Source organism: Rhizobium sp. P2_G2 (genome assembly GCF_056403555.1).
In genome coordinates this window covers 240,442-261,074 of sequence record NZ_JBFUFF010000002.1, presented here as the reverse complement: position 1 = coordinate 261,074, position 20,633 = coordinate 240,442, and the positions used below count along the sequence as shown (strand labels likewise).

At 60.9% G+C, this 20,633-nt stretch carries 22 protein-coding genes; 10 read left to right on the top strand and 12 right to left on the bottom strand.

Annotation, left to right across the window (positions count from 1 at the left end):
• The first annotated feature begins 186 nt into the window (after nt 1–186).
• The 5 genes from rpmI to pheT all read left to right on the top strand — a co-directional run bounded on the left by rpmI (nt 187) and on the right by pheT (nt 4,868).
• Entirely contained in the window at nt 187–390 is a 204-nt protein-coding gene (rpmI, locus tag AC1D06_RS03670) for a 50S ribosomal protein L35 (RefSeq protein WP_477876190.1), read from the top strand.
• Between the two features lie 39 nt (nt 391–429).
• The gene (gene rplT / locus AC1D06_RS03665) at nt 430–834 is read left to right on the top strand and encodes a 50S ribosomal protein L20 (RefSeq protein WP_477876189.1); all 405 of its coding nucleotides are present in this window, start codon (nt 430–432) and stop codon (nt 832–834) included.
• A 109-nt stretch (nt 835–943) separates the two neighbouring features.
• Nucleotides 944–2,026 carry a phenylalanine--tRNA ligase subunit alpha gene (gene pheS, locus AC1D06_RS03660; protein ID WP_477985054.1) on the top strand — a complete coding sequence of 361 codons (1,083 nt, stop codon included), beginning with the start codon at nt 944–946 and terminating at the stop codon, nt 2,024–2,026.
• Entirely contained in the window at nt 2,023–2,442 is a 420-nt protein-coding gene (locus tag AC1D06_RS03655) for a GFA family protein (protein WP_477876187.1), read from the top strand. Before pheS ends, AC1D06_RS03655 begins: the two co-directional genes overlap by 4 nt.
• Nucleotides 2,439–4,868, top strand: a complete 2,430-nt coding sequence (gene pheT, locus AC1D06_RS03650) for a phenylalanine--tRNA ligase subunit beta (RefSeq protein WP_477985052.1) — start codon at nt 2,439–2,441, stop codon at nt 4,866–4,868. Before AC1D06_RS03655 ends, pheT begins: the two co-directional genes overlap by 4 nt.
• 148 nt (nt 4,869–5,016) lie before the next feature.
• Here the strand turns inward: pheT and relB are convergent, their stop codons facing one another.
• The 3 genes from relB to AC1D06_RS03635 form a co-directional block, all read right to left on the bottom strand.
• Nucleotides 5,017–5,235: a type II toxin-antitoxin system RelB family antitoxin gene (gene relB / locus AC1D06_RS03645; RefSeq protein ID WP_477680180.1), complete on the bottom strand. Its 219-nt coding sequence runs from the start codon at nt 5,233–5,235 to the stop codon at nt 5,017–5,019.
• A 132-nt stretch (nt 5,236–5,367) separates the two neighbouring features.
• Nucleotides 5,368–5,826 carry a calcium-binding protein gene (locus AC1D06_RS03640; protein WP_477985050.1) on the bottom strand — a complete coding sequence of 153 codons (459 nt, stop codon included), beginning with the start codon at nt 5,824–5,826 and terminating at the stop codon, nt 5,368–5,370.
• Nucleotides 5,827–5,939: 113 nt separating this feature from the next.
• Nucleotides 5,940–6,386 (bottom strand): N-acetyltransferase family protein, encoded by a 447-nt coding sequence (locus tag AC1D06_RS03635; protein ID WP_477876183.1) that lies wholly within the window; start codon nt 6,384–6,386, stop codon nt 5,940–5,942.
• Between the two features lie 163 nt (nt 6,387–6,549).
• Here AC1D06_RS03635 and AC1D06_RS03630 point away from each other — a divergent pair, with 163 nt between their 5' ends.
• Nucleotides 6,550–7,536, top strand: a complete 987-nt coding sequence (locus AC1D06_RS03630) for a Gfo/Idh/MocA family protein (RefSeq protein WP_477876182.1) — start codon at nt 6,550–6,552, stop codon at nt 7,534–7,536.
• Between the two features lie 58 nt (nt 7,537–7,594).
• Here the strand turns inward: AC1D06_RS03630 and AC1D06_RS03625 are convergent, their stop codons facing one another.
• Nucleotides 7,595–8,494: a LysR family transcriptional regulator gene (locus AC1D06_RS03625; RefSeq protein WP_477876181.1), complete on the bottom strand. Its 900-nt coding sequence runs from the start codon at nt 8,492–8,494 to the stop codon at nt 7,595–7,597.
• Nucleotides 8,495–8,592: 98 nt separating this feature from the next.
• Here AC1D06_RS03625 and AC1D06_RS03620 point away from each other — a divergent pair, with 98 nt between their 5' ends.
• Nucleotides 8,593–9,570, top strand: coding sequence for an aldo/keto reductase (locus AC1D06_RS03620; protein WP_477985048.1), 978 nt, complete (start codon nt 8,593–8,595; stop codon nt 9,568–9,570).
• Between the two features lie 93 nt (nt 9,571–9,663).
• Here the strand turns inward: AC1D06_RS03620 and AC1D06_RS03615 are convergent, their stop codons facing one another.
• The 3 genes from AC1D06_RS03615 to AC1D06_RS03605 form a co-directional block, all read right to left on the bottom strand.
• A complete protein-coding gene (locus AC1D06_RS03615; protein WP_477876179.1) occupies nt 9,664–10,224 on the bottom strand; it encodes an isochorismatase family protein in 561 nt (186 codons plus the stop codon).
• Between the two features lie 56 nt (nt 10,225–10,280).
• Entirely contained in the window at nt 10,281–11,177 is an 897-nt protein-coding gene (locus AC1D06_RS03610; RefSeq protein WP_477876178.1) for an aldo/keto reductase, read from the bottom strand.
• 144 nt (nt 11,178–11,321) lie between these two features.
• Complete coding sequence (locus tag AC1D06_RS03605; RefSeq protein ID WP_477876177.1) at nt 11,322–12,011, bottom strand: isochorismatase family protein; 690 nt, start codon at nt 12,009–12,011, stop codon at nt 11,322–11,324.
• A gap of 124 nt (nt 12,012–12,135) precedes the next feature.
• On the opposite strand from AC1D06_RS03605, the gene AC1D06_RS03600 reads away from it, so the two are divergent.
• Nucleotides 12,136–13,035 (top strand): LysR family transcriptional regulator, encoded by a 900-nt coding sequence (locus AC1D06_RS03600; protein WP_477985046.1) that lies wholly within the window; start codon nt 12,136–12,138, stop codon nt 13,033–13,035.
• Between the two features lie 115 nt (nt 13,036–13,150).
• Complete coding sequence (locus AC1D06_RS03595) at nt 13,151–13,936, top strand: helix-turn-helix domain-containing protein (protein ID WP_477876175.1); 786 nt, start codon at nt 13,151–13,153, stop codon at nt 13,934–13,936.
• On the opposite strand, the gene AC1D06_RS03590 is transcribed toward AC1D06_RS03595, so the two are convergent.
• Together AC1D06_RS03590 and AC1D06_RS03585 are read right to left on the bottom strand one after the other, a co-directional pair.
• Entirely contained in the window at nt 13,909–14,283 is a 375-nt protein-coding gene (locus AC1D06_RS03590; protein WP_477876174.1) for a GtrA family protein, read from the bottom strand. The genes AC1D06_RS03595 and AC1D06_RS03590 overlap by 28 nt on opposite strands.
• Complete coding sequence (locus AC1D06_RS03585; RefSeq protein WP_477876173.1) at nt 14,280–15,293, bottom strand: glycosyltransferase; 1,014 nt, start codon at nt 15,291–15,293, stop codon at nt 14,280–14,282. The genes AC1D06_RS03590 and AC1D06_RS03585 overlap by 4 nt, the downstream gene beginning before the upstream one ends.
• Nucleotides 15,294–15,417: 124 nt before the next feature.
• Here AC1D06_RS03585 and AC1D06_RS03580 point away from each other — a divergent pair, with 124 nt between their 5' ends.
• A complete protein-coding gene (locus AC1D06_RS03580; protein ID WP_477985044.1) occupies nt 15,418–17,262 on the top strand; it encodes a hypothetical protein in 1,845 nt (614 codons plus the stop codon).
• A gap of 34 nt (nt 17,263–17,296) precedes the next feature.
• Here the strand turns inward: AC1D06_RS03580 and AC1D06_RS03575 are convergent, their stop codons facing one another.
• From AC1D06_RS03575 to AC1D06_RS03565, 3 genes are all read right to left on the bottom strand, one after another.
• On the bottom strand, nt 17,297–18,673 hold the full coding sequence (locus tag AC1D06_RS03575; protein WP_477876171.1) for a cytochrome P450: 1,377 nt from the start codon (nt 18,671–18,673) through the stop codon (nt 17,297–17,299).
• 3 nt (nt 18,674–18,676) lie between these two features.
• A complete protein-coding gene (locus tag AC1D06_RS03570) occupies nt 18,677–19,891 on the bottom strand; it encodes an alpha/beta fold hydrolase (RefSeq protein ID WP_477985042.1) in 1,215 nt (404 codons plus the stop codon).
• Between the two features lie 341 nt (nt 19,892–20,232).
• Nucleotides 20,233–20,574 (bottom strand): hypothetical protein, encoded by a 342-nt coding sequence (locus AC1D06_RS03565; RefSeq protein ID WP_477876169.1) that lies wholly within the window; start codon nt 20,572–20,574, stop codon nt 20,233–20,235.
• Between the last annotated feature and the right edge of the window lie 59 nt (nt 20,575–20,633).

Here is a 20,633-nt window from a genome sequence, read left to right as displayed (position 1 = left end):
AGAGGGGGGTAGCCCCGGCCGAAAACTCCCGAAAAAGAATCCCCCACCACCCCGTTGCGCTTTCCCGGACATGCGGTTATAAGCGCGCGTCCGAACGGTCCGGCAGGGCATGCCGTGGCCGTTCTTATGCTTGAAGCAGGCCTCATCAGCCAGGCTTCTCAATAACCAGAACAATGGAGTAGCAAAATGCCCAAGATGAAGACGAAGTCGGCGGCCAAGAAGCGGTTCAAGATCACCGCCACTGGCAAGGTGCTCTCGGCTGCCGCCGGCAAGCGCCACGGCATGATCAAGCGTTCCAACAAGTTCATTCGCGACGCGCGCGGCACCATGGTGCTCGCCGAGCCCGATGGCAAGAAGGTCATCAAGAACTATCTGCCGAACGGTCTCTGAGACTAGCGGTATCTGTTGTTTACGTAAGGAGATCATGACATGGCACGTGTAAAAAGAGGCGTTACCGCCCACGCCAAGCATAAGAAGGTTTTGAAGGCAGCCCGTGGATTCTACGGCCGCCGCAAGAACACGATCCGCACCGCAAAGGCTGCCGTCGATCGCTCGATGCAGTATGCGACGCGCGACCGCAAGGTCAAGAAGCGCAATTTCCGCGCTCTCTGGATTCAGCGCATCAATGCCGCCGTCCGCGAGCATGGCCTGACCTATGGCCGCTTCATCGACGGCCTGACCAAGGCCGGCATCGAAGTCGACCGCAAGGTTCTGTCCAACATGGCGATCACCGAAGCCGAGGCTTTCGGCGCGCTCGTCGCTGCTTCCAAGAAGGCGCTCGGCTACCTCAAGGACGCCGGCACCACCAATGAGTTTGAAAGCGTGGTCAAGTAAGCCAGCGCTTCCCTCTCACTTGCACTTTTGGGAAACCCGCGCTGGCAGGCTAGCGCGGGTTTTTTCTTGACTATCCGTCCGCATTTCCTCCGCAAAATACGAGCGCAGCATGTCCGATCTCGACCAGTTGAAACAGACCCTCCTCGCGGAAATCGCCACTGCTGCCGATGAAGCGGCGATCGAAAATGTCCGCATCAATGCTCTCGGCAAGAAGGGCTCGATCTCCGAGCTCCTGAAGACGCTGGGCACGATGAGCCCGGAAGAGCGCCAGACCCGCGGCGCCGCCATCAACGTCCTGAAGAACGAAGTGACCGCCGAGATCGCCACCCGCAAGGCCGACCTCAAGGACCAGGCGATCAATGAACGGCTGAAGCGCGAGACGCTGGACGTGACGCTGCCCGTCCGCAATTCGCCGGCCGAGCGCGGCCGCATCCATCCGATCACCCAGATCATCGACGAGATCACCGCCATTTTCGGCGATATGGGTTTCTCGATCGCCGAGGGTCCGGATATCGAGACCGATTATTATAACTTCACCGCGCTGAATTTCCCCGAAGGCCACCCGGCGCGCGAAATGCATGACACCTTTTTCCTGCCGCCGGACGCCAACGGCGAGCGCCGCGTGCTGCGCACCCACACCTCGCCGGTGCAGATCCGCACCATGGAAACGCAGAAGCCGCCGATCCGCATCATCATCCCCGGCAAGACCTACCGGCAGGATTCCGACGCCACCCATTCGCCGATGTTCCATCAGGTCGAGGGCCTGGTGATCGACAAGACGGCCAATGTCGCCAATATGCGCTGGGTGCTGGAAGAGTTCTGCAAAGCCTTCTTCGAAGTGCCTTCTGTCAACATGCGCTTCCGCCCGTCCTTCTTCCCCTTCACCGAACCGTCGGTCGAGGTCGACATCCAGTGCGACCGCTCCGGCGACGTGATCAAGTTCGGCGAAGGCACCGACTGGATGGAGATCCTGGGCTGCGGCATGGTGCATCCCAATGTGCTGCGCGCCGGCGGGCTCGATCCGGATGAATATCAGGGCTTTGCCTGGGGCATGGGCCTCGACCGCATCGCCATGTTGAAATACGGCATGCCCGACCTGCGCGACTTCTTCAATGCCGATGTCCGCTGGATGACCCATTACGGCTTCCGCCCGCTCGACCTGCCGACGCTGTTCGGCGGTTTGAGCGCATGACGAGCCTTCACACAGGCAACTGCCGATGTGGTGCGGTGCGTTTTGAGGCGCGCGCCGAGCCGTTCCATGTCAGCTATTGTCACTGTGTTGATTGCCGCAAGGCAAGCGGTGCCCCGCTCTCGGCCTTCGTCGGCTTCAAGGCGGAAGCATCCACCTTTACCGGCACCAAGGCCGACTATGTGAACGGCACGGTGACGCGCCACTTCTGCCCGGTCTGCGGCACGCCACTTGCCTATCTGGACGCCCGCCTGCCCGACGACATCTACCTGACCCTCGGCGCCATGGATCATCAGGAACGCTATGTTCCAACCCTCCATGCCTGGGTCGGCCAGAAACTGCCCTATTTTCATATTGGTGACGGCTTGCCGCAGTTGGAACGGACGAGCGTGCCGCGACCCGATGGAGCACACGAATGAAGTTCACACTCTCCTGGTTGAAGGACCATCTCGAAACCGACGCCACGCTCGATCAGATCTGCGAGCGGCTGACGCTGATCGGTCTGGAAGTCGAAGGCGTCGATGACAAGGCGGCTTTCAAGCCCTTCATCATCGCCAAGGTTCTGACCGCGGAAAAGCATCCCCAGGCCGACAAGCTGAAGGTTCTGTCGGTCGACACCGGCACTGGTGCTCCGGTGCAGGTCGTCTGCGGCGCGCCGAATGCGCGGGCCGGCCTGGTCGGCGCCTTTGCTGCGCCCGGCATGCATATTCCCGGCCTCGACGTGACGCTCGGCATCTCGGCCATCCGCGGTGTCGAAAGCCGCGGCATGATGTGCTCGGAAAAGGAACTGGAGATTTCCGACGACCACAACGGCATCATCGACCTGCCGGCCGATGCACCGGTCGGCACGTCCTTTGCCGCCTATTATGGCATCGACGATCCGGTGATCGAGATCAACCTGACGCCGAACCGTCCGGACTGCACCAGCATCCACGGCATCGCCCGCGATCTCGCTGCCTCCGGCCTCGGCACGCTGAAGACGCGCGCCGCTCCGAGCTTCAAGGTCGAAGGCGAGACGCCGGTCAAGGTCAAGCTCGATTTCAGCGATGAGGACAAGGGGCTCTGCCCCGGCTTCGCGCTCCGCCTCGTGCGCGGCGTCAAGAACGGCCCGAGCCCCGCCTGGATGCAGAAGCAGTTGCGCGCCATCGGCCAGCGGCCGATCAATGCGCTGGTCGACATCACCAATTATATGACCTTCGACCAGGGTCGGCCGCTGCATGTCTTCGATGCCGCCAAGGTCAAGGGTAGTCTGACTGTGCGCCGCGCCAAGGAAGGCGAAAAAGTGCTGGCGCTTGATATGCGCGAATATGTTCTTTCGCCGGCTAATGTTGTCATTGCCGACGAAAATGGCGTTGAATCGATCGGCGGCATCATGGGTGGCGAGCATTCCGGCTGCGACGAGAACACAGTCGATGTCCTGATCGAATCGGCGCTCTGGGACCCGCTCAACATTGCCCGTACCGGCCGCTCGCTCGGCATCATCACCGATGCCCGTTATCGTTTCGAACGTGGCGTCGACCCGGAATATATGGTGCCCGGCCTCGAACGCGCCACCGAACTGGTGCTCGAACTCTGCGGCGGCTTGGCCGCGAAGACAGATGTCGTCGGCTATGAAGGCCACAAGGCCAAGGAAGTCACCTTCCCGCTTTCCGAAGTCAAGCGCCTGACCGGCCTCGACGCGCCGAAGGCCGAAAGCCTCGACATCCTCAACCGCCTCGGCTTCCGCACCGAAGGTTCAGGCGATACGGTCAAGGCTTTCGTCCCCTCCTGGCGCCCGGATGTCGACGGCAAGGCCGATCTGGTTGAGGAAGTCATGCGTATCCATGGCATCAACGAGATCAGGCCGCAGCCCCTGCCGCGGCTTGGCGACGTCAACGGCCGCATCCTCACGACCCTGCAGATCCGCACCCGCCTTGCCAAGCGCGCGCTGGCCTCGCGCGGCATGCTGGAAGCCGTCACCTGGTCGTTCATCCCGACCGAGCACGCTGTCCTGTTCGGCGGCGGTGCCGCCAATCTGAAGCTCGAAAACCCGATCGCTGCCGACATGTCCGACATGCGGCCGTCGCTGCTGCCCGGCCTGCTCGCCGCAGCCCAGCGCAATGCCGACAAGGGTCATGGCGACGTGGCGATCTTCGAAGTCTCCGGCACCTATGAGAACGACACGCCGGACGGCCAGCGCCGCATCGCCGGCGGCATCCGTCGTGGCACGGCGAGCCTGAACGGTGCCGGCCGCCTCTGGTCCAACAAGGACAAGGGCGGCGGCAAGCCGGTCGACGTCTATGACGCCAAGGCCGATGCACTGGCCGTGCTCGAAGCCTGCGGCTTCCCGGTTGCCAACCTGCAGATCGAGCAGGGCGGCCCGGCCTGGTATCATCCCGGCCGCTCCGGCACGATCAAGATGGGTCCGAAACTGGTGATCGGTCACTTCGGCGAATTCCATCCGAAGACGCTCGAAGCGCTGGACGTTTCCGGCGCACTCGCCGGCTTCGAAATCGTCATCGACAAATTGCCGGAGCCGAAGAAGAAGGCCACCCGCACCAAGCCGGTGCTGGAACTTTCGCCGTTCCAGGCCGTCAAGCGCGACTTCGCCTTCGTCGTCGACAGAAGCGTTGAAGCCGGTGCGATCATCAAGGCCGCCGGCAGCGCCGACCGCAAGCTGATCACCGGCGTCACCATCTTCGACGTGTTCGAAGGCGGCTCGCTGGGTGAGGGTAAGAAGTCGGTAGCGATCGAAGTGTCGATCCAGCCGGCCGATCGCACGCTGACGGATGAGGATTTCGAGGCACTGACCGGCCGGATCGTGTCGAATGTCGAGAAATCGACCGGCGGCGCGCTGCGCGGCTAGTTCTTCCGGTTTTCCGGCTGCTTGAGATGGCGCTGGTCATAGGCGACGCTTCGATGTGCGACGCTTATGACCGGCACGAAGCCTTTCATATTGCCGCAATGGGGAGCCAGCTTTTGGCGTAGATCACCGAGTGCTTCCCGGATGCCGTTCAATCCTCAAGGCCCAGTTCCTTCCAGACATCCTCGTTCGAGAGGGTCTTGAAAGGTTTTGCGCTACGGTCCTTCACGACGTAAAAATCTTCGAGCTCTTCCAGCTTTTCGATGATCGCCTGACGAAAAAGCTCGCTTTGATTGAGGCCATGAGCCTTGGCCAGATCATTCCAGCGGCGTTTCGTTTCATCGTCTATGCGGATGCTAACCGTCGCCATGAAATGATCCTCGTACAATATATGTTGCACGTAGCGGACGTCGTTGAATTCAAGTTAGGCTGTGGCGACATGCAAAAGCGGCTTCCGGGAGGAGCAACCTCCCTCCGGAAGCCACCGCGCCCTGCGAAAACCTCACATCATGTCGTGCTCGTGGACGAGCACGAAATCGTGGGCGTGCAGCATCGGCTTGTGGTCGAAGGTCGCAAGCAGGTGTTGCTTGTCCGGGCCGTTGCCATCGTCGTCATAATAGAGGTGGCCGGTGGTCGGGTCGTAATTCAGATAGTCATCGCTATCGAGCGACATCGGCCCGATATAGAATTCGCCGGACATGAAATGGCCGTTCTTGAACGCCGTGAACACGGTGGGATCGATGCCGATCTTGTCGCCGTGCTTGAAGTCGGTGATGTGGTCGGTGTCGCCCTTGCCGAATTCCGTGAACACGAACGTGTCGTTGCCGGGGCCGCCGGTCAGGACATCGTGACCATGGCCACCATAGATCTCGTCGTCGCCGCCCATGCCGTTGATGACGTCGCCATGATCGGTTCCGTCGATGTCGCCGCTTTTGCTGCCATTGGTGATGGTTTTCGCCATTGCTCTGCCTCCCGCTCGAATGGTGAGGAGAGAATGCAACCGTTCACCGGAAAACACACACCACAACCCGGTGATATCGGCTCAACTTGTTGTGACGCCGCCGTGAACCGCCGTCAGCGCACCCGCATCCGGTAGCGCACATGCCCGTCCGGCATGACATAGCTGTCATAGAGTTTTCGCGCCCGGACATTGCCTTCATTCGTGTGCCAGTAAAGTCGCTCCCAGCCATTCTCCTTGCAGATGGTGATGAGGTCGTCGATCAGCGCCCGGCCGATGCCCTCGCCGCGATGGCGTTCGTCGAGGAACAGGTCTTCAAGGTAGCAGTCATTGTTCATCACCCAGGTGGAGGGATGCGAGAGATGGATGGCAAATCCGCCAAGCGCACCGTTGACTTCCGCAACCCGCATGCAGACCTGCGACGTCGGATCGAGGACACGGTTCCAGGTGGCATCGGTGATCGCCGGATCGAGGCCCACCCCGTAGAAAGCCAGATAGGCGTTCCACAGCATCAGCCATTCCGGTTTGTCCTGCTGCTGCACATTCCTGATTTCAAACGCCATCAATCTGCTCCCTCTCGTCCCATTTCCCTGAGGTCATCGCCTCGGCAGCCATTTGGCCGCAAATTGCGACCTGGGCTTTCAAGAGAAATAGTGCAGCATTTCGCAATTGCCAGAGTTCCGCTCTCTCAATAATGTCCGCTCGCACAGATCAAGGGAGAGAAAAATGCTGCGCTTCGGGATCATCTCAACGGCACGGATCGGCGAGGAACTCGTTATCCCGGCCATCCAGGACGCCACCAATTGCGTGGTGAGCGCGATTGCCAGCCGCGATCTCGCCAAGGCCCGCGCCATGGCCGACCGCTTCTCCGTGCCGCATGCCTTCGGCTCCTATGAGGAGATGCTGGCGTCCGACAAGATCGACGCCGTCTATATCCCGTTGCCGACCTCGCAGCATGTCGAATGGACGATCAAGTCGGCCGATGCCGGCAAGCATGTGCTCTGCGAAAAGCCGATTGCGCTTCAGGCCGGCGAGATCGACCAGCTGATCGCCGCCCGCGACCGCAACAAGGTCCTGGTGACCGAGGCCTATATGGTCACCTATTCGCCGGTCTGGCGGAAAGTCCGCTCGCTGATCGCGGAGGGCGCGATCGGCACGCTCAAGCACGTCCAGGGCGCCTTCACCTATTTCAACCGCGACCCCGGCAATATGCGCAACATCGCCTCGCTTGGCGGCGGCGGCCTGCCGGATATCGGCGTCTACCCGACCATTTCCACCCGCTTCGTCACCGGCAAGGAGCCGCAGCGCGTCCAGGCCAATACCGAGCGCGACAAGCAATTCGGCACCGATATCTATTCCTCGGTGCGCGCCGATTTCGGTGATTTCGAGCTTTCCTTCTACATCTCCACCCAGCTCGCTGCCCGCCAGGTCATGATCTTCCACGGCGACAAAGGTTTCATCGAGGTGAAATCGCCCTTCAACGCCAACCGCTACGGTGCCGAGGAACTCGAACTCACCAACCAGAACCACAGCGAATCCAAGCATTTCCGCTTCCAGGACTGCCGTCAATACAAGCTCGAAGCCGAAGCCTTTACCCGCGCCGCCTTGGGCGAGAAGGAAGAAGTGGTGACGCTCGAGAGTTCGAAGAACAACCAGAGGCTCATCGACGCCATCTATCGCGCGTCGGAGAAGGATGGCTGGGAGACTGTGTGACTGCAGCCGATAAAGCGCTGATGTTTGACGCGGAGGGTGCCTGACATTCTCCGCTCAATCAGCTTTTCTTTCGATATCGGAGCGCATCAACCAAAGCCCGGAAGGCTGCCGTGGGCTGACGCCTGCTTGGATAGTAGAGATGGTACCCGGAATATGGCGCGCTCCAATCCTGAAGTACCTGAACAAGCTTGCCGCTTTCAAGGTGGTCTCTGATCCGGTCTTGAGACGCATATGCAAGACCATGTCCGGCAACCGCCGCTTTGATGATCATGCCGATGTTGTTGAACATCAGTTGACCATCGACGCGGACGGCCAGTTCTCGTCCGTCCTTCTCGAACTCCCATGCATAGAGGCCGCCATAGGTGGGCAGGCGAAGATTGATGCAGTTGTGATTGGTTAGGTCCTGCGGCCTCAAGGGCAGATCATGCGCCGCCAGATATTCCGGCGACCCGACCACGATCATGCGGATGTCTGGACCGATCGGCACGGCAATCATATCCTTGGCGATGATCTCACCGCTGCGGACACCGGCATCGTACCGTTCCGCGACGATGTCCGTCAGCCCGTAGTCGATGACGATCTCCACCTTGATATCGGGATAATCGGGCAGGAACCGGTCGAGCACGGGCCAGAGCACGTCCTCGGCGGCATGCTGGTCGGCAGTGATGCGAACCGTTCCTGAAGGCTTTTCCCTGAGCCCGCTCAGGGCGGCAATCCCGGCATAGATGCCGTCGAAATGCGGTCCTACGGTTTGCAGCAGGAGTTCGCCCGCTTCGGTGGGCGAGACGCCACGCGTGTTCCGTGTCAACAGCCGGATACCAAGGCGCTCCTCCAATCCTCTGACGGTCTGGCTGAGAGCCGATTGCGAAACGCCAATCTTCGCGGCCGCGCGGGTGAAACTTCGCTCCCTCGCGACAACCAGAAATGCCGAGATATCCTGAGTGTTTTCACGCGCCACGATATTAGCTCTGCTTATAACCCTATGCGGTTTATAGCAGCTAATCGACGAGCGGGAAGCCGCCTATATTGTTCACACGCATCAGGAAGGGAATGATCATGAAGACCCGCACACTCGGAAAGAACCTCGACATATCGTCCGTCGGCTTCGGCTGCATGGGGCTGACCATCGGCTACGGCCCGGCAACAGACAAATCGGAAGCCATCAGCCTGATCCGTGCGGCCTACGAAAACGGCGTGACGTTTTTTGACACCGCAGAGTCATATGGCGCCGACAACGAGGAAATCCTTGGCGAGGCCGTCGAGTCGTTTCGCGACAAGGTCGTGTTGGCCACCAAGTTCGGTTGGAAGAACGGCTCCGCCAAATATGGGCTCGACAGCACCCCTGCGCGTATCCGCTTCGTTGCGGAACAATCACTGAAGCGGATGAAGACCGACGTGATCGACCTCTTCTATCAGCACCGCGTCGATCCGAACGTGCCCATTGAAGACGTCGCCGGAACCGTCAAGGATCTGATCGCGGAAGGCAAGGTCAGGCATTTCGGGATGTCGGAAGCTGGAGCCCAGACGATCCGCCGAGCGCATGCAGTCCAGCCGGTGACGGCTCTTCAGAGCGAATATTCGATGTTCACCCGCGATCCGGAAGCCGAAATTCTGCCCGCTCTGGAGGAACTTGGCGTCGGCTTCGTTCCCTTTTCACCCTTGGGCAAAGGTTTCCTCGCCGGCAAGATCGACAATTCCACGATCTTCCCGGAAAGCGACATTCGCAGCACCCTGCCGCGCTTTGCCGGCGGCGCGCGCAACGCCAATGCCAAGCTCGCAGCTCTGATTGGCGAGATGGCTACGCGCAAGCAGGCAACGCCCGCACAGGTCGCGATTGCCTGGCTGCTGGCCCAGAAGCCGTGGATCGTACCGATTCCCGGCACGACCAAGCTGCATCGCCTAAAGGAGAATATCGGCGGCGCCGCGCTCGATCTTTCGACGGCGGATCTTGCCGATCTCGACGCAATGCTTGCAACGCAACAGGTCCTGGGTGCTCGCTACAACGAGCATATGATGAAGATCGTGAACGGCTGATTCGGCGGGTTAGCCAGGGGCGACCTAACGCCGCTGGCTGGGCGGCCGGCATTTTCAAATGCCATCACAGCCCTACAGGACACATACCTGTTACTACCGTCTCAATGCGCTTGTCAGTTCGAGAACCATATTACCGGGAGCGCACGAAAAGTCCGGTGCGAGGCCAGTGATGACGCTGAGAACGGAAGTGGGAATGCCGCCGTTTCTCTCTATCTGCCTGAAGGCAGCCTCTTCCGTCCGCTGCGAGCGCCCGCCGATGGCATCAAGCGCGAGATGGACGCGGTAACCTGCCTCGATGGCTGCGAGAGCCGAATGCAGAATCACGACCTCGGCAGAAAACCCTGCGATAACAATCGTCCTTCGCTCATTTGCTGCAATTGCCGATGCGGTTGGCTGATCGAGAAATACACTGGCCGTGGTTCGCTGAAATGTGTTTTGGCGGGTTGAGAATTCCTGCAAATCGGGGAGCAGTGTTCCGGCCTGGCCTCTTTCCGGCACGATGCTGAACGTCGTCGGAATGCCGAATGCAGGCGCGGCGCGTGCGAGGACGACAGCCGAAGTCATCAAAGCCTCAGGAGGTATCGTCGCGCCACCAGCGACGAGCGTTGGCTGCAGGTCGGCAAACAGAAACTGAACGCCACCGATATCCATCATTTTCCTACCTCATTCAATCTTCCAAGCGAAGCCAACCGACCGGCGGCGACGGCTTGTCAGTCCTCGATCTTGAAGCTGTACAGTCCCGGATGCACCACGTCCGGATCCGGGCCTCCCCGTCCACCGACGTCGAGACTGTCGACCGCCAGGATTTCATCCGCTGACAGACTGAAATCGAAGATGTCGATATTCTCCCTGATCCGCTTTGCCTGGACCGACTTGGGGATGACGGAGAACCCCTTCTCGATATGCCATCTCAGAACGATCTGGGCGGGGGTCTTGCCGTGCTTGATGGCAATTTCTGCGATCGCTGGATGAGAGAGAGGGTCGGTGGGCGAATTCGCACCGGCACCGCGATACCGTTTGACACCGCCGATCGGCGACCAAGCCTGGGTCACGATACCAAAGCGCTGGTTGGCGTTCTGGACATCGCGCTGGATGAAGAAGGGATGCAGCTCGACCTGGTTCACTGCCGGCGTGATGCCGGTGCGTTCGATCAGCATCTCAAGGTGGCGGGGGTTGTGGTTGCAGACCCCGATCGCCAGGATACGGCCTTCTTCGAGAAGCTTGGCCGCAGTCTTGAAGGATGCGACCGTCGCTTCGAAATTCGAAGGGACCGGCCAATGAAGAAGATAGAGATCGAGATAGTCCAGACCGAGCTTGCGCAGGCTTCTGTCAAAGGCATGGCGCGCTTTGTCATCTCCGTAGTCGCCGATCCACAGCTTCGTCGTGACGAAAAGGTCGGAACGATCGATGCCGCTGCCGACGATCCCTTCGCCAACCTGCTGCTCGTTCATATAGGCCGCGGCCGTGTCGATCAGCCGATATCCGGCCTCTATGCCGATCATCACCGCGGAAGACGTCTCCTCCGGCGTGCTTTGGAACACTCCCAGTCCGAACGCTGGCATGCGAACGCCGTTGTTCAGCGTCAGGGTTGGGCTTTTCTCTGTCATTTCTTCACTCCTGAGGATGATGTCCGGCGCTCGCAACGCGCACACCGGAAACAATGCTGTGCTCCGCCGCCTTTCCGGCACGGAGAGGCGACAAACCGCACGGGACTTACGCCGCCGGTCGTCGACCAGAATCGGCGCACTGGACTACAGCAGCGGCCGAATGGCGGCGAACGCTTCGGAACCGGGGAATTGGAACAGGTCAGGTGTCATCCGTGTCGTCAGACTGACGACCGTCGTTGGGACGCCGCCGGCGAGCTCAGCCTGGCGCAATGCCGTATCTTCCGTCCGTTCAGACAGCCCGCCAACCGCATCGACCACATATTGGACCTTGTAGCCCGCCTCGACAGCGTCCAAGACAGTCTGCAGAACGACCACCTCGGCAGCAAATCCGGCAAGGATCAGCGTTTTGCGCCCAGTGGAGGCGAGCGCCGAAGCTGTCGCCTTGTCCATGAACGGACCTGTCAATGTCCGCTTCAAAGTGTTGGCGCGTGTCGCGTAGGGCAGAAGCTCCGGTATCAGGACGGGCTCTCCCTTGCGCTCCGGCACCACGCTGAACAGCATTGGAAGCTCAAGGATGGTGGCGACCTTTGCCAGTGCCGCGGCGGAACGGCCCAGGGCTTCTGGGGAGACTGTCCTGCTGCCCGCGACCAGCGACACCTGAAGATCTGCGAACAGGACCTGCACGTCGCTATAGTCGATCCGCGCTCCATCACCCCTGGCCGCGATATCCTTGCCGGTCTTGTCCTGCGCTATTGCAAGACCGGGAATAACGGCCAGCATGGATGCTGCCAGGCTCGCGCGGAACAGGTCCCGTCGTGCAACTAAATTGTTCATAATATCGTTCGCTCCATGCTCGTTCGGTTCGCCGATCAACATAGTCGCGATAGCATTCAACGATTAGATGGATAATTTGGCATGGGCTTATTATAATTTATTATGAATAGACAGGGATCGGCCGATGAAACGGGAAGACCTCGGAGACGTCATGAACTTGCTTGTCGTTGCGGAAGAGGGCAGCTTCACCCGTGCTGCCGCCAGGCTCGGCATTTCCCAATCGGCCCTGAGCCAGGCCATACGTCGGCTGGAAGCTCGGCTCGATATCAGGCTTCTCAACCGGACGACCAGGAGCGTCGCACCGACAGAGGCAGGGCGTCAGCTTATCGAGACATTGCGCCCGGCGCTCGACGAGGTCTCGGAGAGGCTCACAGCCATCACGTCGATGCGGAACACGATTGGCGGAACGATCAGAATCCTCACACCGGAGCGGGCTGCCCGCACCATTTTGTGGCCGGCGATCGACGACATCGTGTCGCAATATCCCGAGATAAACGTTGAGCTGACTTTATCGGGACGCCGCGCCGACATCGTCAGCGAACACTTCGACGCCGGGGTCAGAATTGGCGAAGAGCTTGCCAAGAATATGATTGCCGTCCCCATCGGCCCCGATCTCCGAATGGCGGTGGTGGCGTCACCGGATTATCTGGAGAAGCGTGGCGTCCCGAACGCCCCTCATGACCTGGCATCGCATGCGAGCCTCGGCTATCGCCGATCCGCAACGGGCGCAATTTATGCCTGGGAGTTCGCCAGGAACGGGCTGGATGTCAAAACGCGCCCGCAAGGCCAGCTGGTGTTTAACGACGCCGGTCTATTGGTTGAAGCGGCATTGAAAGGGCATGGCATCGCCTGTGTCTTGGAAAGCAGCGCAGCAACTCATCTCGCTAACGGTTCGTTGACCCGTGTGCTCGAAGACTGGTGTCAACCCTTCTCCGGATTCCACCTCTACTACCCGAGCCGTCGGCAAAGTTCTTCCGCGTTCAACTTGCTTGTCGATCGATTGCGGTATCGGAAGAGCGCATGAGCGAAAAGATTCCCCGGCCTGTCGTCGCGAATCTCAACCAAATCCATTACCTCTGAGGTAATGGATTTCCTTACCGCATTGCTGTCTGATGCCTCCGACATCAGGAGACACCACCATGCAATTCGGCGAACAATTGAAGGAATGGCGCAGCCACAGGCGCATGAGCCAGCTCGATCTCGCCAACGAGGCGGGCATTTCGGCGCGGCATGTCTCTTTCCTCGAGACGGGGCGTTCGCGGCCGACCGAAGGCATGATCCTGCGCCTGTCCTCCGTGCTCGACATCCCGGCGCGCGACCAGGGCATTCTGTTCTCCACTGCCGGTTTTCGCCCGCGTTTCGCCACCAGGCCGGCCCGCACGCTTGCGAGCCTGCCGCCGGCCATCGCCGCGGCCATCCGCCTTATCCTTGATCGCCACGATCCCTATCCCGGCGTGGTCTTCGACCATGAATACAACATCCTGGCTGCCAATCCTGCCTTCGTCGGCCTGGCAAGTGCATCCGGCGCGGCTCTCTCGGAGGGCGATAATTTCCTCGACGCCTATCTCGACACCCCGGCGCTCAGGCCGATCATCCTCAATTGGCAGGAATCGGCGGCCGACCTCGTGCATCGCATCCGTGCTGAAGCCTGGTTGCAGGGGCCAAGGTCATCGCTGTCGCGACGGGTAAAACGTCTGGCGCAGTTGCCGGAAGTCGCCGAAGCCCTCGATATTCATCCGCAGAGCGAGCGGCTGCCGATCCTGCCGATCGACATGCGGCTCGGCGAAACGCGCCTGAGCTGGATTACCACGTTGACAAGCTTCGGCTCGGTGCAGGACGCTCTGGTCGAGGGCGTGATGATCGAATCCTTCTTCCCCGCCGACGATGCAACGCGGGACTATTTCACGAAGACGAAGCGAGAATAGCCGGTCCAGGAAAAGGCCATGGCGCCGATCGAGGCGATGACCAGCGCGACCAGCGGATGCGCGGCTGGTGCAAAGCGGATGATGGCGGCATAGATGCCGTAGTTGATCACTGCCGAGAGCACCCCGACGCTACCGTAGCGGGCGCCTTCGAGCAGCAGCGGAAAGCGGCTCCTGCCGAATGTCAGGCTGCGATTGAAGCCCCAGGTCACGGCGAATGCGAAGAGGATGGCGACAATGCGCGCCTGCAGCGGCCCGAGCAGCGTCGCAGCCATCAGCAACGTCAGCATGCCGGCATCGGCGACGAAGCCGAGACTGCCGGCAACCAGGAACCAGCCGAAGCGCTTCACGCCGCTTTCGTCCTCCGGGCCGGTGCCTTGGCAGGCTTGGTCTTGTCGGGGAACAGCGGCACGGCATCACCGACGTTGCGCTGGGCAGACAAAGCCGGCAGGTCCATATAATGAATGCGCAGCAATTCGGCGCGCGACCGCGCCAGGCTGTCGAGGATCAGGCCGGCGGTGAATGTCATCACCGACATCATCAGCAGCACCATGGAGAGAATCCAGGTGGGCATTTTCGGCACCAGCCCGGTCTGCAGATATTCGATCAGCACCGGCGTCATGAAGGTCAGCGACGCCCCGAGCAGTGCGCTGCTGATCGACAGGTAGAAGGCGAAGGGCCGCGTCTCCTTCATCAGCATGGCGAACATCCAGAGGATGCGGCGGCCATCGCCGAAGGTCGAGAGTTTCGAATGCGAGCCTTCCGGCCGCCTGCCATAGTCGAGTTCGATCTCGATGACAGGCAGTTTCAGCCGTGAGGCATGCACCGACATTTCCGTCTCGATCTCGAAACCGTCGGAAACTGCCGGGAAACTCTTGACGAAGCGGCGTGAGAACACCCGGTAACCGGAGAAGATATCGGTGAAATCCTTGCCGAAGATCGACCGGTAAAGCCGGTTGAACACTTTGTTGCCGAAGGCATGTCCCTGCCGTCCGGCATCGACGGTGACGTCGCGGCGCGTTCCGACCACCATGTCGGCGCGCTCGGTGACCAAGGTGTTGATCAGCGTCTCGGCATCATCTGGCGAATAGGTGCCGTCGCCATCGGCCATGATATAGATGTCGGCCTCTATATCGGCGAACATGCGGCGCACGACATTGCCCTTGCCCTGCCGCCGCTCGCGGAACACGGTGGCGCCGGCGAGCGCCGCGCACATGGCGGTGTCGTCACGCGAATTGTTGTCATAGACATAGATGCGCGCGGTCGGCAGCGCCCGCCGGAAGCCGGTCACGACATGACCGATGGTCAGGGACTCATTGTAGCAGGGGATCAGCACCGCGATTTCGTAGCCGTCGCTCATGGCTTCCACCTTCTCCCGGATTGCGGTCGTTTTCCGGGTTTTCCGGAGGTCGGCCTTTACTATTTCTTGAGAAGGTTAAGGCTAGGTTTCGATTGATGCGGGTCTGCGTGCGTGAGTTCCCCCGATGACGAAAAATGGTAAAGAAGCGGCCACTTCCTGGCATCCGGTGCATAGCTGGCGCGCCGAGGACGACAGTTCGGGCCGTTATGGCTTCTGGACGATCGTGGCTTTGTTCAGCCTCGTCGCCATCCTGTTCCAGGTCGGGGCGCATTTCGCGCATTATCTCGATTATATCGGCCCCGATCCTGATGATTCCATGCGGCTGGTCGAAGTGCGCGATCTCATCAATGGCCAGAGCTGGTTCGATCTGACGCAATATCGTCTCGGCCTCGATGGCGGCACGCTGATGCACTGGTCGCGGCTCATCGACTTGCCGATCGCCGCCCTCATCCTATTCTTCCGCCCGTTCATGTCGCCGGAAAGTGCCGAAGCCGCCGCCGCCCTCGTCTGGCCGCCGCTGTTGCTGGTGCCGCTTCTGGCGGCAACGGCGCTCGCCGGGTTCCGCATCGGCGGCCGGCAGGCGATGACGATGGCGCTCGGGCTCGCGGTGCTGTTTACCTGTGCGATCATCCGCTTCCGTCCTGGGGCGCTCGATCATCACAATATGCAGATGGTGCTGGCGATCGTTATCGCCGCCATGCTGATCGACCCCTTGGCACGGCTTTCGAATTTCGCTGTGGCGGCGATCGCCTGCAGCATGGCGCTGGCGATCGGCGTCGAGACGACGCCGCTGGTGGCCGTCACCGCCGTGACGGTATCGGTTCTCTGGGCTTGGTATGGGGTGCGTTATCAGCGGGCGGCGCTGGGCTTCGGCCTCACGTTCGCAATCGCCACGCTTGTGCTGTTTTTCGCCACGACGCCGCCGAGGCTCTATATGATGGTGACGGCCGACACGCTGTCCTTCGGCTTCCTGTCGCTTGTCGTGATTGGCGGTCTGGGCTTGGCGACTGCCGCGGCTTTCGTTACCCGCAAGCGCCTGGCCATCCGTTTCGCCGCACTTGCGATCGTCGGCGTGGTCGTCGCTCTCTTTGCTGTCCTCGTCGTGCCGCAATGCCTGCAGAACCCGCTCGATCATCTCGATCCGCTGCTCAAGAGCATGTGGCTCGGCAGCATCCGCGAGGCACAATCGATCGCCGCCGAAGCGGCCATCGAACCGTCCGCCATCGGTGGCTTCTATGCCGTCGGCCTGATCGGCACGGTCGTCTGCATCATGCGCATCGTCCGGCGGCAGCAGGCGCTGCCGCATGCGATCCTGCTGGGCATGATCGCCGTGAGCTGGGCGGTCACAGCCTATCAAGTGCGCGGCATGATCTTCGCCAATTTCCTCGCCTTCGTGCCGCTCTCCGCGCTGATCGCCGACCTCCGGGACGTCTATCGCGCCCGCCAGAATGATGTGCGCGCCGCCAGCGCCTTCGTGCTCTCCGCACTCGCCAGCATCCCCTCGGTCTGGACCTTTGCTGGCGTCGGTATTGCCGAAGCGGGATCGGCGATCGCCGGCACGCGCAACGAAATCGTCGACAAGAAGGATGCGTGCGGCATTCCCGGCAAGCTTGCGCCCCTGTCCCAACTGCCGGCCGGTCGCCTGCTTGCGACGGCCAATCCGGGCTCCTATCTCCTGCGTTTCACGCCGCATTCGGTGCTGACGGCGAATTATCATCGCAACCAGCGCGGCATGCTGGCGGCGCTCGAGGCTGAAATGGCTTCGCCCGCGGAAGCCGCAGATCAGCTGCGGGCCGAGAAGGTGGACTATATCCTGCTCTGCGAGGATGATCCGCAGGTGACGATCATCAAGACCAAGGCACCGATGGGACTGTTCGCGCGGTTGGCCGGGGGAGAAATTCCGGAGTTCGTCGAGCCGGTGGATGTGGGGCTCGATCCGAAGATCAAGCTGTTCAAGATTTTGCGGTAGGCGCGGTCCCGCCTGCCTTCGCTATAAAATGGCTTCAGCGCTTGCGCAGCCGGAGCCGGATGCCATTCTCCGACCGTAGCGTCAGCCGCGCCACCGGCTTCGGCACATGCCCCTCGACCGGCTCGATCTCATAATGCCGTGCAATCATCGACAGGATGATGGCAGCCTCCTGCAGCGCGAAGGAGGCGCCGAGGCAGACGCGCGGCCCCTGGCTGAATGGCATATAGGCGGCGCGGATCGCTTCCTTCTCGTCCTCGCGCGAAAAACGGTCTGGATCGAAGACGTCGGGATTGTTCCAGATGTCACGATGGCGATGCAAGAGCCACAGCGAGATGAACACGGCGGAGCCCTTCTTCATCTCCTTGTTGCGGATCTTTTCCGGCACGGTGATGTCGCGCGGCACGAAGGAGACCGGCGGATAGAGCCTGAGCGTCTCGCGGAACACGTCGCGGGTCAGCTTCAGGAACTTGAAGTGTTTTGGCGCAAAGCCGCCTTCCTGGCCGAAGGCCAGTTCGGTTTCGGCATGCATCCGTTCCTGCACGCTTTTGTCCTGAGCGATCAGATAAAGCGCCCAGGACAGCGCACTTGCCGATGTCTCGTGACCAGCGAGGAACATCACGGCGATCTGGTCGACCAGTTCCTTCTCAGTGAAGCCGGAGCCGTCGGCATCGCGCGCGGCGATCAGCGACGAGAGAATGTCTTGCGGCGGGTTTTCCGGCTTGGTGGCAAGCAGGTCGAAGCGCTTGCGCACCATGCGCGCCAGCGGTCCGCGGATGTTGCGCGCGTGCCGGATGGCGCGTAGCCGCGGGATCGACAGCGCCTGCGGCAGCCCCGCCATGTTCCAGACGCCGTGGATATAGGCGAGTTCCTGGTAATGATTGAAGGCGTTGAAAATCGTCGCGGCTTCTTCGCGCGGGAGCGGTTCGGAGAAAATGGTGCGGAAGATGATATCGGCGGTGACATGCGTCATCTCGAAATCGATCGACACGTCGCGGCCGTCGGCGACGGCGTCGAGCCGGGTCTTCATCTCGTTGGCGGCATCCATCATCAGCGGAAAGACTTCCGAGATGCGGGCGAATTCGAAGGCCGGGTTCATCAGCCGGCGCTGACGCTTCCAGACATCGCCATTGGAGACGAAAATGCCGTTGCCGAGGATCTGGTAGAGCACCGTGCCCATCAGGTCGCTCTTGGGGTAGAGGCCGACATCGGAGGTCAGGATGCGGTTGACTGTGCTGGGCTGGGTAAGGAAGTAGAAGCGGCGCCTCAGCCCGCCGAACTCGCCCATCTTCATCGAATAGCTTTGCTCGAACAGCACATCGAGCGAAGAGTGCCGGCCCTCGAGGATGCGGGTGAGCGGCGAAGGGCGCTCCTTGCGGATCTTTGGCATCGGACCGATGATATGGGCGCTCATGGGTCAGGMCTTTTTCACGAAATAGGGCTTGGCGTTCGGCCTCTCGTCATAGCGGTCGCGCGCCTTCTGCGGCCCGCCGATCAGCAGCACGAAATCATAGGTGTCGCCGCCGAGATCGACAATCTCATTGGCCTGCAGATAGAAGAAATGCATGATCATGCGCTGGTTGCGCGCCTCGTCCATATGCGCCTTGGTGAAGATCTTATGGAACTGGGCGTTCAGATGCTTGGGCATGCCCTTCGGCGGATTGCCGAGGAAATCCAGCACGTTGACCATGGCAAAGCAGGCGCCGTCCGGCGGCGAGGAGAAGTCCAGCCAGGTGAAATCCGGAAAGCGTGCGAAGCGCGACAGTTCTTCGTGGTACCAATTGCGCTTCTTGCGATAGGATGACAGCGCCTGCGTCTGGCCAAGCGTCACCAGGCCGAGCGGCGAATCCTCGCCACCCCAATCCGGCCGGCGTTCGAGCACGCGCGCGGCGACGATCGTTGCCAGCGCCGTGCCATAGCTGTGGCCGATGATCAGCGCCTCGTCCGGCCTGCTCTCTTCGATCGAGGCGACGATATGGTCGGCCATCTGGTCGAGGCGCTCGTCGAGGCCGGGCACGTTTTGCTTCGAGACGATCATCTTGTTGGCGAAGATGCCGATCCGGCCGTTCCATTCCGGCTTGTAGAGGTCCATGTTGCGGCGGACCCACCAGAGGCCGTAGGCGCCGGCTGCGATCAGCGCGAGTGCTACGATCTTGCCGATCACGCCGGGAAAGAAATAGAGCCCGATCAGGCCGATCAGCGGCAAAAGCGCGCCGAGGCCGTGGATGAGGGCGACGCTTGCCGGCGCGGCCATGACGATCGCGATCGGCCAGCTCTCGCGCATGGTGCGGAAGAACACGCCGTCCAGCATCAGCCGCCAGATGACGCCGAGATTCTGCAGATAGACCATCCAGTTGCGCTTGTCCCAATGCTCCCGGATGATGTCGTCCCATTGCAGGAAGTCGAGATTCGTCTCTGCCTTGCCGGTCGGCAGGTCGGCCGTGATCTGCCAGCGCCGGACCAGCTTGCCGACATTCTTGCGGGCGCTGGTCTCGACCTTATGACCGGTGGTCGCACTCCACTTGCCGGTTTCAGTGACGCAATTCTTGTGCAGGAAAAGCGCCCCGCGCGGATCGAAACCGCTGATGAAGAACACCTGTCGGCGGAAGGGGGGCTTTTCGGTTTCCGGCATGAGATCCTGGGTCGTGAAGGCGAGGCTGATACAGCAAGGCCGTTCATTAGAGCCTTTCATGGTGAAATGGAAGCATTCTGCCGGAGCAGGTTTTCGTCAGGAAAGGGATGATCGCCGACGGGCATACCCATAGGTACGTTCGAGGCGATCATCTCTTTCCTGGCGGAAACCTGCCCGGCCCTTCGGGTTGGCTGAAACGGGCCGCCTATCAGGCCGGCCGGCTTGGCCGTAGGTTTAGCTACGACGCGCGCCTGCCGGCCTGATATCCGACTCCGCTTGAGCCAACAGAATGCTTCCATTTCACCATGAAAGGCTCTAACCGAAAACCTGATGGCCGTCTATCAGGCTCGACGCCGGGCGGCCTGGTCGATGAGTTCCGTCGGCAGCTTGTCGCCGAAGCGGATGTTGAGGCTGTTCTTCGACCGCCCGACCACAGCGCTGGCGATCTTGCCGGGAATGCCTGCGAGGATCACATAGAGATGTTCGCTGACGAGATCGGGAAGCTGACAGGCAATCAGGCAGCCGCCTTCCGAGATGTTCAGCGCCATCGCCTTCTGCTGCTGGCAGCCATGCAGGCCCTTCTTGAGATAAAGCAGCGCAGCCTCGAGGCGCACCTCCCGGCGGAGATGCTCCCGCCTTTCGCGCCCGCTGGTTCCATTGAGGAAATCGCTATGCGAACCCATGGTCACCTCGAAAGCAAACTCTTGTCTGCCCTTACCTATTAGGTACGCCTAAAACGCTG